Source organism: Nonomuraea sp. PA05 (assembly GCF_008086045.1).
Classification (GTDB): domain Bacteria; phylum Actinomycetota; class Actinomycetes; order Streptosporangiales; family Streptosporangiaceae; genus Nonomuraea; species Nonomuraea monospora.
Window position 1 is genome coordinate 124239 of the sequence record NZ_VSEY01000022.1, and the last position, 14764, is coordinate 139002.

Below are 14764 nucleotides of genomic sequence, written 5' to 3' on the forward strand. Positions count from 1 at the left end.
TCAGCCGGTTTCCAGCTCCGCCGCGGGGCGGCGCGGGCTACGGGCCACGTGCGGCCCGTAGCCGAACCTGATGATCATCTGTGGGTGCCCGCGCCGGTGGTGCGGGTCGCGGCGGCGGCGCATGTCCCGCAGGTCGAGTGGCTGGTTCAGGAACGACGCCGACACGCCGTGCCTGGCGGCGACCAGGAGCAGCCGTTGCAGGGCCTGGCCGGCCCGCACCCAGTCGATGGGCCGGTCGCCCATCGTGGTGAGCACCGCGAGTTGTGGCCGTTCCTCGAACCGCGCTTCCCCCTCCCGCCGCCCGAAGTCGCGGATCGGAGAGGGGTCCTTCAGGGCGTGCGGGCCGTGCACGTAGCCGGGCATGCCGTCGAACCGCGCACCCGGCATCGTCCACGCGGCCACCTCGGCGCGGTAGTCGTGGTCATGGGCGAGTTCGTCCTCGGCGATGGTGACGTAGTCGAGCATGTCGAGCGTCGCCTGCCGGCCGAGCGGGACGAGATTCGTGCCCTCCCTGGCGGCCGCCCGCCGGAGCGCGGCCATCACCGCACGTGGCAGCCCGCGATCGGTGAAAGGGCTGCGGCTGGTGCGGCGCCCGGGGATGAGGTCGTACAGCTCACGATGCTCGTCCGGCACGGGCAGGGTCTCTCCCAGGCGTACGGCGGCCAGCAACTCGGGCTCGTCCTCCGCGGACGGCAGCAGCCACACCATGGGCCGCTGTCCGGCCGTACGCACCGCCAGCCGCAGGTTGAGCAGCGCCGCGCCGCAGCTCACGTACTGGTTGCGGCCACGCGGATCGCTGACCCGCAACCGCCGGTCCGGATCGGCGAGCACCTCCACGTACTCCCGGCGGACCACTCGGAAGCGCCAGGGCTGCGTGTTGAGCACCGACGGCGCCTGACCGGCCGCCACCAGCAGTCGCCGGACGCCGAGTTCGGTAGTGAGCGAAGCGGACATGACGCACCTCCTGCCAGGTACGCTTCCGCACCCGCCGGTCTTACGGCAGTGTCGGACGGCCCTGCCCCACCGCCGAAGGTCCCCAGGAAGTGGGTTTCACGTCATTCGCGCCGATCCGCGCGCAGCCGGGCGGCGAGGGCGGCGGCCTGGGTGCGGCGTTGCATGTCGAGCTTGGACAGCAGGTTGGAGACGTAGTTCTTGACCGTCTTCTCGGCCAGGAACATGCGCTCGCCGATCTGCCGGTTGGTCAGCCCCTCGCCGATGAGGCCGAGGATGTGGCGTTCCTGGTCGGTCAGGGCCGCGAGGGGGTCCTTCCTGGCGGCCTGGTCGCGCAGCCGTTGCAGCATGGCGGCGGTGGTCTGCGGGTCGAGCAGCGACTGGCCGGAGGCGACCGTGCGGACCGCGCCGACCAGGTCGGAGCCGTGGATCTGCTTGAGCACGTAGCCGGCGGCCCCGGCCATCACCGCGTCGAACAGGGCGTCGTCGTCGGCGAAGGAGGTCAGCATCAGGCACGCCAGCCCCGGCAGCCGCGAGCGCGCCTCGCGGCAGACGTCCACGCCGCTGCCGTCGGGCAGCCGCACGTCCAGCACCGCCACGTCGGGCTTGAGCGCCGGGATGCGCGCGATCGCGGACTCCGCCGTGCCCGCCTCGCCGATCACCTCGATGTCGTCCTCGGAGTCCAGCAGCGCCGCGACGCCGCGGCGGACGACTTCATGATCGTCGAGGAGGAACACGCGAATCATGCCCGCGACGCTATAGGACGTCGGGGATGGCGGATAGGGACGAACGTCCCAGGACCGGGCCCGTCCCAAGGCCGGAGTCCGGGCCTTCCGGCGCTGTGCAGGCGGCGGTTTCCAGCGTGTCCTTGTGAGAGACACGAAGGAGCGACCATGAGCGGCCCCGGGCACTCGAAGGATCAGGTGGGCGACTACCTCGCCCGCATCGGTACCACCGCCCTGCTGAGCGCCGAAGAGGAGACAGCGCTCGCCAAGCGGATGGAAGCCGGCGCCCGCGCGGCTCGCCTGATCGAGCAGGGAATCGCGGATATCGAGCTGGAGTCCGTGGTCGCCTGCGGCCAGGCCGCCCGGGGGCACCTGATCGAGGCGAACCTGCGGCTGGTGGTGTCCATCGCCAAGCGGTACGCGCACCGTGGCATGTCACTGGCGGACGTCATCCAGGACGGCAATCTCGGGCTCATCGAGGCCGTCGACCGCTTCGACCACACCCGGGGCAACCGGTTCTCCACGGTCGCCACCTGGTGGATCCGCAAGGCCATCCAGCGAGGGCTGGAACACGCGCACCCGGTGCGAGTGCCGATCGCCGTACTGGACCAGCTCGTCAAGATCAATCGAGCTGAGGCGCAGGCCACCCGCCGGCTGGGGCGCGCCCCCAGCGAGCGGGAGGTGGCGGAAGAGGCACAGCTGGAGCCGGCGAGACTGGTGGCGCTGCGGCGCCTGCCCTGGAACTGCCTCAGCCTCGACCTCGCCGTGGGGCAGGAACAGCAGCAGCACACGCTGGGGGACCTGGTGGAGGACCCCGGCCCGTCCACCGAGCTGCTCATCGAGCGCAAGGCGCTCAAGACGATGCTGGGGTCTCTCGTGGACGGGCTGGCGCCGCGGCAGGCGTTGATCACGCGGCTGCGGTTCGGGCTGGACGGGCACGACCGGCACACCACCCGTCAGATCGCCACGAAGCTGGGGCTGACGCCGCAGTGGGTCCGCTTACTCGAGAGGGAAGCGCTGGCCGGGATGCGTGGGGCGGGGAGCTCGTACGGGCTACGGGCGGAGGCGAGCTGAGCCGCGCCGACCTGAGACGGGTGAGGCCATGAAGTGCACGACGACCGGAGGCCTCACCAGGGATCCGACTCCGTGCCCGCGCGGAAACGACGAAGCCCGGCGTAGGCGTCGCGAGCGGTGATCTCACCGCTGAGCACCCGGTGGATGGTGCGGCAGATCGGCAGCTCCAGCCCGTGCCGGTCGCCCAGCTCCACTGCCACCGGGGTGGTGCGGACCCCTTCGGCCGTCATGACCATCCCCGCGAGCACGTCGTCGAGCTTGCGGCCCCTGCCGAGCTGCTCCCCGACGTGGCGGTTGCGGCTGTGCGGGCTCAGGCAGGTGGCCAGCAGATCGCCCAGACCGGTCAGCCCGGCGAACGTGGCCGCCCTGCCTCCCATCGCCACACCGAGCTGGGTGAGCTCGGCCAGTCCCCGCGTGATGATCGCGGCCCTGGTGTTGTCTCCCACCCCTAGACCCTCGGCCATGCCCGCGGCGATGGCGATGACGTTCTTCAGCGCGCCGCCGAGCTCGCAGCCCGCCACGTCATCGTTGAGGTAGACGCGCAACAGGCCGCGCTGGAAGGTCTCCTGCAACAGGCCCGCGACGGTCTCATTGCCGGTGGCGATCACCGTGGCGGCGGCCTTGCCCGCGAGGATCTCCCTGGCCAGGTTGGGGCCGGTGAGCGCGGCCGCGGGGTGACCGGGCAGCAGCTGCTCCACGAGCTGTGTCATGCGCAGGCCGCTCTCGTGCTCCAGCCCCTTGGCCAGGCTGACGACGGGGATCCACGGCGGTACGTGTTCGCGCGCCTCGCCGAGCACGCCGCGAAAGGCGTGTGAGGGAACACCCATGATGAGGATCTGCGCGCCGGCCGCCGCCTCCGCGAGGTTCCGGGTGGCGGTGAGGGCCACCGGCAGCGTGAAGCCGGGCAGGTACACCTGGTTGCGGTGCCTGTCGTTGATCTCCTCCGCGATGCTGGGATCGCGGGTCCAGAGCAGCACTTCGTGCCGCTTGCACAGGAGAGCGGCCAGCGTGGTGCCCCAAGAACCGGCACCGAGGATGGAAATTCTCATACCTCCCCATTCCAGCCGCTCATCCGGAGGCGCACAGTGCCGATGGTCCCTGCCGGGGCGGGACTTCGTCCTCTCTGCCGCGCCTGCCAAGGGCCAGGGCGGGCAGACGTTCGGCTCGGGCCTGAAGGACCTACGGCCCTGCCCGGCACCTCCTCCTGCCCGGTCTGATGGGTGTCCTGACAGAGGAGGCCATCATGATCGTTGTCGGTGTCGACGGATCCGTGCCTGGACGGGCCGCCGTCGACTGGGCGGCCAGCGACGCCGTTCGTCTGCACGTGCCCCTGCGGATCGTGCACGCGGTGGATCGCATGCCGCACCAGGTGGCGAGATTTCCGAACCCTGACCAGCCGGACTCTTTGCGGCGTGCCGGCCAGAAAGTTCTCAACGAGGCGCTGGCCTTGGTTCACGAGCGTCAGCCGGCCGTCGAGGTCGGCACGCGCCTGGTCGAGGGGTCGCCGGCCTCGGTCCTGCGCGAGGAGGCGAGGACGGCCGCGGAGCTGGTGGTGGGAAGCCGAGGGCTCGGCGGCCTGGCAGGTGCCCTGCTGGGATCGGTGAGCGACCACGTCGCCGGCCACGCCGAGGGGCCCGTCGTGGTGGTCCGCGGCGTGCCAAGGCCCGTGCACGGACACGTCGTCGTGGGTCTGGACGGCTCGCCCGGATGCGAACCCGCCCTCACCTACGCCTTCAGGCAGGCGGCTCTGCGCGGAAGCGTCCTGCACGCGGTCCACGCCTGGACACTGCCGCCCCAGCGGTTCGGCATCGAAACGCCGCACGAGATGGACGATCTCCGCGCCTGCGGGCTGGCACTGCTGAGCTCGCTGCTGGAGACGTTCAAGAAGGAGTATCCGCAGGTCAAGGTCGTTGAAGAGGTTCCGTACGCGGCGCCGGTCAAGGCGCTCAGCAGGGCCGCGGACAAGGCCGATCTGCTGGTCGTCGGATCCCGTGGGCGCGGTGCGCTCGGCTCGGCCCTGCTCGGCTCCGTCAGCCGGGGGGTGCTCCATCACGCCGGCTGCACCGTGGCCGTGGTCCGACCGGCTTCCCGATGAGCGACTGCTCAGCCGGGCGCCTTCATGAGGACGGTTGGGGCGGCCGGCACAGGAACGTCGCCGTGGGCACGGCGGCGTGCCGGGGGAGTACGGCCCGCCACCCCGGTATGCTGGCCGCCCAGCGCCGGGAGCGTGCACGAGTCCGCATCGACAAGGGCTTCCGCCGGGGCGGACGACCCCTCACACCCGCAGCCTCACAGCACTGCAGGCGGCCGTCGTGGTCGACGACCGCGAGCCGCTTGACGTCTCGCTCGTCCATCAGGCGTACGGCCTGAACCGCGGCGGCCGCGGGAGTGATGGTGATGGCGGGGCTGGTCATCAGCTCGGCGGCGGTGTCGCCCTCGGCCTCCGACACCATGCCGATCACGTGGTCGTCGTCCAGCCCCGGGACGGCGCTGATGCCGCCGGCGATGTCCTTGAACGGGGTGGCGGCGAGGACGGAGACGACCTTGCTCGTCATCACGTCCTCGACGGTCCTACGCGTGCTTGCCTCCTTCGCGGTCACCCTCAGCAGCGATCTGCTCACCCCTTGGCTCCGAACGCGGGACGAAAGTCCTTCGAGGAAGGGTCCTCCGCGCCTGCCCCGGCCACGCCCCCAGACCTACGTTGTCGAGAAACCCAGGCGGACTCCCAGAGGAGGCGGGCCATGACGAGCGGACTCGACCTCGGAACACTTGACCTGATGCTGGAGGCGCTCGGCGACTTCGTGGCCGCGGCGCTGCCCGTCGAACGCATGCTGGAGCTGGATCGCGACGACCTCTGCCCGGAGGACACGGTCAGGCAGATGTGCGGCGACGAGCTGGGCGTTCAGCTCGCCTTCGTACCCGAGCAGTACGGCGGCATGGGCGGTGGCGCGTTCGACTCCTACCGCATCTGCGAGCGGCTGGCCAGGCTCGATCTGGGCCTGGCCACGTCGGTGTTCGCGACGTTCCTCGGCAGCGACCCGATCCTGTTCGGCGGTACCGAGGAGCAGAAGGAGCGCTGGCTCGGGCGGATCGCCAAGGAGGGCATCCTGTTCGCGTACGGCGCCACCGAGCCGGAGGCGGGCAGCGACCTGGGCGCGTTGCGCACCACGGCGACGCCGGTCGAAGGCGGTTACCGGCTCAACGGCCGAAAGCAGTGGATCAGCAACGGCTCCATCGCCGACGCCTGCTGCGTGCTGGCGCTCGCGCCCGGCGGGCCGTCCTGGTTCGTCCTGGAACGCGGCACGGAGGGTTTCACCGCGGCCGTTCCGGAGGACAAGCACGGCATCCGCCTGTCCAACACGGCGGCGCTCTACCTCGACGACGTGTTCGTCCCGGCGGAGAATCTGGTCGGACTGACCGAGGGCAAGGGCCTGACCCAGGCCCAGAACGTCTTCGGCTACACCCGGCTGATGGTGGCGGCCTTCGGGCTCGGCGGCGGCTGGGAGGCGGCCGACCGGGCGATCCGCTACTCACTCGACCGCGTGCAGGCGGGCGCGCCTCTGGCCACGAAACAGGGCTACACGCACAAGCTGATCGTGCCGCACGTCGTACGGCTGGAGGCCGCGCGGGCGTTCATCGAGGAGACCGCGGTCCGCCTCGACGCGGGCGAGGGCTCGCTCAACACCGAGGGCGCGATCGCCAAGTACCTGGCCAGCGAGGCGGGCAACGCCGCCGCCGAGGCCGCCATTCAGGCCCACGGCGGGTACGGCTTCACCAAGCCGTACCTGGTCGAGAAGATCAAGCGGGACGTGCGCATCACCACGATCTACGAGGGCACCTCCGAGATCCTGGAGATGACCATCGCCAGGGACCGCTGGCAGCAGCACCTCAAGACCCGCGGCACCTACCACGCCGACCTCGCCCGCCAGGTCGCCGCGCTGCCGTCCGAGACGGGTGCGGCCATCGCCGCCCTCGCCCTGGACAGCCTGGCCGCCGTCATGGAGGCGTGCCGCGCCGGACGGCTCACCCGCAACCAGCACGTCCTGTTGCGGCTCGGCGAGCTGATCGCCTACGGCGAGGCCGCGGGCAGCCTGGCCCGGCGCGCCGCCGCCGCGCTCGACGGCACGCTCCCGGACAAGGCCGACCGCCGCTTCGGCCCCGCCGCCCTCGCCGCCGTCAGCCGGATCTTCGCCCGCGAGGCCGCGATGAAGATCGCCGAAGAGGGCGCGCGCTGGGTGCTCGGCGCGACGTCCACGGACGACGCCCCCGCCTTCGACGGCCTGCGCGCGCACGAGGCGCATCTCGCCCAGCGCGGCCTGCTCGCCGACATGGACCTGCTCGCGGACGTCCTGTACGGCCGCGCGGACCTCAAGGATTCACCATGAACGCCATCGTGCTCGAACCGATCGCCGTCGTGGGCCTGGCCGCGATCATGCCCGACGCGCCCGACGCCGCCGCCTTCTGGGCCAACGTCAAAGGCGGCAGGTACTCCATCTCCGACGTCCCGCCCGGACGCTGGGACCCCGCCCTCTACTACGACGCCGACCCCAAGGCGCCCGACAGGACCTACTCGCGCATCGGCGGCTGGGTCAGGGATTTCCCCTGGAATCCGACGGGGTGGCGGCTGCCCGTCCCGCCGACCGTGGCCGCGCAGCTCGACGACGGCCAGAAGTGGGCGGTGAGCGCCGCCAGGTCGGCGCTCATCGACGCCGGCTGGCCGGGCTGGAACCTCGACCACGAACGCGTCGCTGTGATCATCGGCAACGCCCTCGGCGGTGAGAAGCACTACCGCAGCAACACCAGGATCGAGCTGCCGGAGTTCGCCCGGCGGCTGGAGGCGGCTCCCGCGTTCGCCGCGCTGCCCGCCGAGGTGCGCGCGGCCGTGCTGCGCGAGACCTCCGGTTCCTTCCTGGAGGAGTACGCGCCCATCACCGAGGACAGCATGCCGGGTGAGCTGGCCAACATCATCGCCGGCCGGGTGGCCAACCTCTTCGACTTCCGCGGCCCCAACTTCACCACCGACGCCGCCTGCGCCTCGGGCCTGGCGGCCATGTCCGCGGCCGTACGGGGGCTGCAGTCTCACGACTTCGACGCGGTGATCACCGGCGGGGTGGACCGGAACATGGGGGTGGCCGCGTTCGTCAAGTTCTGCAAGATCGGCGCGTTGTCGGCCACCGGCACCCGGCCCTTCGACGCGGGCGCCGACGGGTTCGTGATGGGTGAGGGAGCGGCGCTGTTCGTGCTCAAGCGGCTCCTGGACGCCGAGCGTGACGGCGATCGCGTCTACGCCGTCATCCGCGGCATCGCCGGGTCCAGCGACGGCAAGGGCAAGGGCATCACCGCGCCCAACCCGATCGGCCAGCGCCTGGCCGTCGAGCGCGCCTGGGCGGGCTCCGGGCTGGACCCCGCCTCCGCCACCCTCATCGAGGCCCACGGCACCTCCACACGGGTGGGTGACGCCACCGAGCTGGCCGCGCTGAGCGAGGTGTTCGAGAAGGCGGGCGCGGCGCCGGGCGCGATCGCGCTCGGCTCGGTCAAGTCGAACATCGGTCATCTCAAGGCCGCCGCCGGCGCGGCCGGGCTGTTCAAGACCGTGATGAGCCTGCACGAAAGGGTGCTGGCGCCGAGCCTGCACTTCGAACAGCCGAACCCCAACGTGGACTGGGGATCGGTGCCCTTCCGCGTCAACACCGAGCTGCGCGAGTGGGAGCGGCCCGCCGGTGGCGTGCGCTGCGCCGGCGTGAGCGCCTTCGGCTTCGGCGGCACGAACTTCCACGTGGTCCTGGAGGAGCACATCGCGGGCCGTCACCGTCCCGCCGACGCCCCCAGAACCTTCGCCACCTCCGCCACGCCGTCCGCCGCGGTCACCGCGACCGGCGGGACGGGCACGGCCGCCACGCCGTCCGCTGCGCGAGCGCCGCTGCGCGGCGCCGCCGTCGTCGGCGGTGCGGACGAGGCCGAGGTCATCGCCCGGCTCGAACAGGTACGCGCCACCCCCACCCCGCAGCCCCCCGGCCCGGCGCTGACCGGGGCCGCCATCCGCGTCGCCATCGACTACGCCGACGCCGGCGACCTGACCGCCAAGGCCGCGAAGGCGATCACCGCCCTGCGGACCGGAAACGAGGCCATGTGGCGCATGCTGCGCGCCCAGGGCGTGTTCCTCGGCCGCGGCCCCGCCCCCAAGGTCGCCTTCCTCTACACCGGGCAGGGCTCCCAGTACGTCAACATGCTGCGCGACCTGCGCGAGCGCGAGCCGATCGTGGCTGCCACATTCGACGAGGCCGACCGGGTCATGACGCCGTTGCTCGGCCGGTCGCTGACGTCGTACATCTTCACCGAGGACACCGAGGCCGCGCGGCGGGCGCTGCTGCAGACCGAGATCACCCAGCCCGCCGTCCTCACCGTGGACGCCGCGCTCACCCGCATGCTGGAGGCGTACGGCGTGCGCCCCGACATGGTCATGGGCCACAGCCTCGGCGAGTACGGCGCGCTCGTCGCCGCCGGCTCCCTGTCCTTCGCGGCCGCGCTCGAAGCGGTCAGCGCCAGAGGGCATGAGATGGCCGCGCTTCAGGTGCCTGACAACGGCGCGATGGCCGCCGTCTTCGGCCCGCTGCCGGAGATCGAGCGCATCGTCGCCGGATCCGACGGGTACGTGGTCGTCGCCAACATCAACAGCACCTCCCAGGCCGTGGTGGGCGGCGCGACCCAGGCGGTCGAAGCAGCGGTGGAACGCTTCCGCGCGGCCGGCATGACCGCGACCCGGATCCCCGTCAGCCACGCCTTCCACACCTCGATCGTCGCTCCGGCGAGCGATCCGCTGAAGGCGGTCCTGCGCCGCCTGGACCTCCGGCCGCCCGCCAAGCCGATCATCGCGAACGTGACCGGCGAGTTCTACCCGGCCGGCGCCGACGTCGAGACCATGCTGGACATCCTCGGCCGCCAGGTCGCCTCCCCGGTGCGGTTCGTGACCGGCCTGCGCACCCTGTACGAGGCGGGGGCGCGGGTGTTCGTCGAGGTCGGCCCGAAGAAGGCGCTGCACGGCTTCGCCGAGGACGTGCTCGGCTCCGCGCACGACGACGTGCTCGCCCTGTTCACCGACCACCCCAAGATCGGCGGCGTCCCGGCACTCAACCAGGCGCTGTGCGGCCTGTACGCGGCCGGCCCGGCCCTTCCCGCGGCCTTCGCCGGCCCGGTCTCCGCCGGCCCGGTCTCCGCCGGCCCGGTCTCCGCCGGCCCGGTCTCCGTCGGCCCGGTCTCCGTCGGCCCGGTAACCGCAGTTCCGGTCACCGTCGAGGCGCCGGCCGTCCCCGAGCAGGACACCCCGCGCCCGGCGATCCCGGCACACGCCCGTCCGGAGCACGCCGCCGGCATCACCTCCGCCACGACCCCCAGCCCAGCGAGGCCCGCCATGTCCACCGACACCTACACCCGGCTCGGCCGCCTGTTCGCCCAGACCCTCGAACAGGGCCTGGCGCTCTATGGCGGCGGGACCGCGCCGAGCGCTCCGGCGAGCGAACCGGTCGTGGTGACCGGGGCGGCGCTCGGGCTGCCCGGCGTGGAACGCGTCTTCGACGACGACAACCTGGCCCGCATCCTCGCCGGCCAGCAGTTCATCGACACCATCCCGCACCGCTTCCGCCGCGCCATGGTCGATCGCCGCATCACCCGCCTGGTCAAGCGCGAGACCGGTGACCCGACGTTCGAGACCATCGGCAGTGAGGCCGACGTGCTCAAGCTCGCAGGACGGCACGCGCCGTTCGACGTCGTCGCCGAGTTCGGCGTGGACGCCGACCGGGACGCCGCCCTCGACATCGCCACCAGGCTGGCCATCGGCGCCGGGTTCGACGCGCTGCGCGACGCCGGGATTCCGCTGGTCATGCACTACAGGACGACCACGCTCGGCACCCGCCTGCCCGACCGGTGGGGGCTGCCCGAGGCGCTGCGTGACGACACCGGCGTGGTGTTCGCCTCAGCCTTCCCGGCCTACGACGCCTTCGCCGGCGAGCTGGAGCGCTACTTCACCGACCGCGGACGCAGGGAGCACCTCGCCGCCCTGGAGGCGGTACGAAGCAGGATGCGCGGCGACGAGCCGGCCGCCGCCGAGGTGGACCGCCGCGTCGCCGAGCTGCGTCACCTCCTGGACAGCGAACCGTACGTCTTCGACCGGCGCTTCCTGTTCCGCTGCCTGTCCATGGGGCACTCGCAGTTCGCCGAGATCATCGGCGCCCGCGGCCCGAACACGCAGGTGAACGCCGCCTGCGCGAGCACCACCCAGGCGATGTGCCTGGCCGAGGACTGGATCCGCACCGGCCGCTGCCGCCGCGTGATCATCATCTCGGCCGACGACGCCACGAGCGACACCATGCTGCCCTGGATCGGCTCCGGCTTCCTGGCCTCCGGCGCCGCCGCCACCGACGACGTCGTCGAGGACGCGGCCACGCCGTTCGACCGCCGCCGCCACGGCATGATCGTCGGCATGGGCGCCGCCGCCATCGTGGTGGAGTCCGCCGAGTCCGCCCGCGAGCGCGGCCTGCAGCCGATCTGCGAGGTGCTGGGCGCCGTCACCGCCACCAGCGCCTACCACGGCACCCGCCTCGACATCGAGCACATCTCCGGCGTCATGGAGCAGGTCGTCCGCCAGGCCGAGGCCCGCGGCGCCGATCGGCACACGCTCGCCCCCGAGACGGTGTTCGTCTCCCACGAGACCTACACCCCGGCCCGCGGCGGCAGCGCCGCGGCCGAGATCCAGGCGCTCCGGCAGGCGTTCGGCCGCTCCGCCGACTCCGTGGTGATCGCCAATACCAAGGGCTTCACCGGCCACGCCATGGGCGCGGGCATCGAGGACGTCGTCGCGATCAAGGCGATGGAGACCGGCATCGTCCCGCCCGTCCCCAACTTCAAGGAGCCTGACCCGGAGCTGGGCCCGCTCAATCTCTCCACCGGCGGCGCCTACCCGGTGCGGTACGCGCTGCGCCTGGCCGCGGGCTTCGGCTCGCAGATCGCCATGACCCTGATGCGCTGGACTCCCATGCCTGATGGGCGGCACCGCTCCCCGAGCGAGCTGGGTCACGCCTACCGCGTCGTGGACCCCGCCGCCTGGCAGGCGTGGCTGTCGGCCGTGGCCGGCCGCCCCGGCGCCGGGCTCGAAGTGGTCCAGCGGCGCCTGCGGATCAAGGACACGCCCGCCTCCACCACTCCCGACACGGCCGCACCTGAGACCACACCTGCCGAGGTTTCCCTGATCGTGCCGGAAACCCCCGAGCCGACCGCGACCCCGCAGACGGATCCGCTCGCGGACACCGTCGTCGCGATCGTGTCGGAGATGACCGGTTATCCGCCGGAGTTGCTGGAGCCGGATCTGGATCTGGAGGCGGATCTGGGGGTGGACACGGTGAAGCAGGCGGAGATCTTCGCGGCGGTGCGGGAGCGGTACGGGCTGGAGCGCGACCCGAACCTGCGGTTGCGTGACTTCCCGACCCTCAACCACGTGGTCGGCTGGATCCGCGACCGCCTGCCCGAGACGACCGGACCTCGGCCCGAGCCGCAGCAGCGGCAGAAGGAGGACCAGGACGGCGGCACGATCCCGCGCCGCGTTCCTGTGCCCGTGCTGCGGCCCGCGCTCGCCCGGTGCAAGCCCACCGGCGTCCGGCTCGGCGAGGGCAACAGGATCGTCGTCGGCCTCGACTCGGGCGGCGTCGGCAAGGCGCTGGCCGGCAGGCTCGGCAAGCTGGGCTGCGAGGTCCTGACCGTCGATCCCGCCGCACCGGCCGACGAGCTGACCGCGCAGGTCGAGGGCCAGGTGGACGGCGTCTACTGGCTGCCCGCGCTGGACATCGAGGAGCCCCTGGAGCGCATGGGCCCGCCCGCCTGGCGCGAGGCCCTGCGCCGCCGCGTGAAGAACCTTCACGCCCTCACGCGTCACCTCTACGAACAGGCCCCCTTCCTCATCACCGCCACCAGGCTCGGCGGACACCACGGTTACGACGAGGAGGGCGCGATCGCCCCGCTCGGCGGCGCGGTCACCGGCTTCGCCAAGGCCTACCACCGCGAACAGCCGGACACCCTGGTCAAGGCCGTCGACTTCGGCACGGGCGGCAAGCCGTCCGCACTCGCCGACACCCTCATCGAGGAGACGATCACCGACCCCGGCTGCGTCGAGGTCGGCCACGCCGGCGGCGAACGCTGGAGCGTCGGCCTGGCCGAGCGTCCCTTCCCGGGCACAGGCGGCCTGACGCTCGGCCCCGGCAGCGTCTACCTCATCACCGGCGCGGCCGGCGGCATCGTCTCGGCCATCACCGCCGACCTGGCGGCTACGGGCGGCGTGTTCCACCTGCTCGACCTCACCCCGCAGCCGGACCCGGCGGACGCGGACCTGAGCCGCTACGCGAGCGACCGCGACGGCCTCAAGACCGACCTGGCCGAGCGCCTCAAGCAGCGCGGCGAGCGCCCCACCCCGGTCCTCATCGAACGCGAGCTGGCCCGCTTCGAACGCCTGCACGCCGCGCTCGACGCCATCGAGGCCGTCAGGAAGGCCGGCGGCACACCGTACTACCACCAGGTCGACCTCACCGACCCCGAGGCGGTACGGCGCGCGATGGACGACGTGCGCGGCGTCAGCGACCACGTGGACGTGCTGCTCCACGCGGCCGGCCTGGAGATCAGCCGGTCCCTGGCCGACAAGCCCCCGGCGGAGTTCGACCTGGTCTTCGACGTCAAGAGCGACGGCTGGTTCAACCTGCTGCACGCCGCGGGCGACCTGCCGATAGGCGCGACCGTGGTGTTCAGCTCGGTCGCCGGCCGCTTCGGCAACGCCGGCCAGGCCGACTACAGCGCGGCCAACGACCTGCTGTGCAAGCTCACCAGCGGCATGCGCCGCACCCGCCCGGGCACCCGCGCGATCGCGCTGGACTGGACCGCGTGGGGCGGCATCGGCATGGCGACCCGCGGCTCCATCCCCAAGATCATGGAGATGGCCGGGATCGAGATGCTGCCGCCGCAGGTGGGCGTGCCTTGGATCCGGCGGGAGCTGACCGCCTCCGGCGAGCGCGGCGAGGTGCTCGTCGCCGGCGCGCTCGGCGTGCTGGGCGAGGAGAGCGACGAGACCGGTGGACTGACAGCGGCGACCGCCGAGCAGCCCATGGCGGGCTCGCTCGACTCCTACGGCGTGCACACCGGCCTGGTCGTCCGCACGACGCTCGACCCGGGACGGCAGCCGTTCCTGGACCACCACCGCATCGACGGCGTCGCCGTGCTGCCCGGCGTCATGGGCATCGAGGCCTTCGCCGAAACGGCCCGCCTGGCCGCGCCCGCCTGGCAGGTCGTGGCCGTCGAGGACGTCGACTTCCTGGCACCGGTCAAGTTCTACCGCGACGAGCCCCGTACGCTGACCGTGACCGCCACCCTCAGCCCGCACGGCGACGACCTGCTCGCCCGGTGCAAGCTGACCGCCGAGCGGCTCCTGCCCGGCGAGGACCAGCCGCAGCGCACCGTGCACTTCACCGGCGAGGTGCGGCTGTCGCGGACGGCCCGGCAGCCCGAGCGGCGCGACCGGGCGCCGGAGGCGGCGGTCACGATGCCGCCGTCCGAGGTGTACGAGCTGTTCTTCCACGGCCCCGCCTACCGGGTCGTCGCCGCGGCCTGGGCGCACGGCTCCGGCGCGGCGGCCAGGATGGCCGAGGGGCTGCCCGAGGCGGTGGACCCGCCCGGCGCGGCGACCGTCACCCCACCACGCCTGGTGGAGCTCTGCTTCCAGACCGCCGGCCTGGCCCAGGCCGCCCGTGACGGCATCCTGGCGCTGCCCGCGCACGTCGATCGCGTCGCCCTCTACCCGGAGCGCGACGGAAAGGACATCCAGGCCATCGCGGGCCAGGGTGACGGTCACTACGACTGCGCGGTCATCGCCGGCGACGGCACGGTGCTCGTCACCGCTGAGGGCTACCGTGGCGTCCCGATCCCCGGCGACCTCCCCGAACCGGTCAGGAAGACGCTGACGCCCCTGGCGGAGGAGGGCTGAC

General features: G+C 72.4%; 8 protein-coding genes. 4 read left to right on the forward strand and 4 right to left on the reverse strand.

Going from position 1 to position 14764, the window contains the following annotated elements; translation table 11 throughout:
- Positions 1-954, reverse strand: a complete 954-nt coding sequence (locus tag FXF51_RS32015) for an Acg family FMN-binding oxidoreductase (RefSeq protein ID WP_148438416.1) — start codon at positions 952-954, stop codon at positions 1-3.
- A gap of 101 nt (positions 955-1055) precedes the next feature.
- Positions 1056-1697, reverse strand: a complete 642-nt coding sequence (locus tag FXF51_RS32020; protein WP_148438417.1) for a response regulator transcription factor — start codon at positions 1695-1697, stop codon at positions 1056-1058.
- Positions 1698-1844: 147 nt separating this feature from the next.
- Here FXF51_RS32020 and FXF51_RS32025 point away from each other — a divergent pair, with 147 nt between their 5' ends.
- Positions 1845-2750 carry an RNA polymerase sigma factor RpoD/SigA gene (locus tag FXF51_RS32025; protein ID WP_187414677.1) on the forward strand — a complete coding sequence of 302 codons (906 nt, stop codon included), beginning with the start codon at positions 1845-1847 and terminating at the stop codon, positions 2748-2750.
- Between the two features lie 53 nt (positions 2751-2803).
- Here the strand turns inward: FXF51_RS32025 and FXF51_RS32030 are convergent, their stop codons facing one another.
- Positions 2804-3799 carry an NAD(P)H-dependent glycerol-3-phosphate dehydrogenase gene (locus FXF51_RS32030; protein WP_148438419.1) on the reverse strand — a complete coding sequence of 332 codons (996 nt, stop codon included), beginning with the start codon at positions 3797-3799 and terminating at the stop codon, positions 2804-2806.
- 194 nt (positions 3800-3993) lie between these two features.
- On the opposite strand from FXF51_RS32030, the gene FXF51_RS32035 reads away from it, so the two are divergent.
- Entirely contained in the window at positions 3994-4845 is an 852-nt protein-coding gene (locus FXF51_RS32035; protein ID WP_148438420.1) for a universal stress protein, read from the forward strand.
- Between the two features lie 22 nt (positions 4846-4867).
- Here the strand turns inward: FXF51_RS32035 and FXF51_RS63885 are convergent, their stop codons facing one another.
- On the reverse strand, positions 4868-5305 hold the full coding sequence (locus FXF51_RS63885) for a CBS domain-containing protein (RefSeq protein WP_262379990.1): 438 nt from the start codon (positions 5303-5305) through the stop codon (positions 4868-4870).
- Positions 5306-5491: 186 nt separating this feature from the next.
- Between FXF51_RS63885 and FXF51_RS32050 the strand changes: the two genes are divergently transcribed.
- Positions 5492-7135: an acyl-CoA dehydrogenase family protein gene (locus FXF51_RS32050; protein ID WP_148438421.1), complete on the forward strand. Its 1644-nt coding sequence runs from the start codon at positions 5492-5494 to the stop codon at positions 7133-7135.
- A complete protein-coding gene (locus FXF51_RS32055) occupies positions 7132-14763 on the forward strand; it encodes a type I polyketide synthase (RefSeq protein WP_148438422.1) in 7632 nt (2543 codons plus the stop codon). Before FXF51_RS32050 ends, FXF51_RS32055 begins: the two co-directional genes overlap by 4 nt.
- Position 14764: the final 1 nt, after the last annotated feature.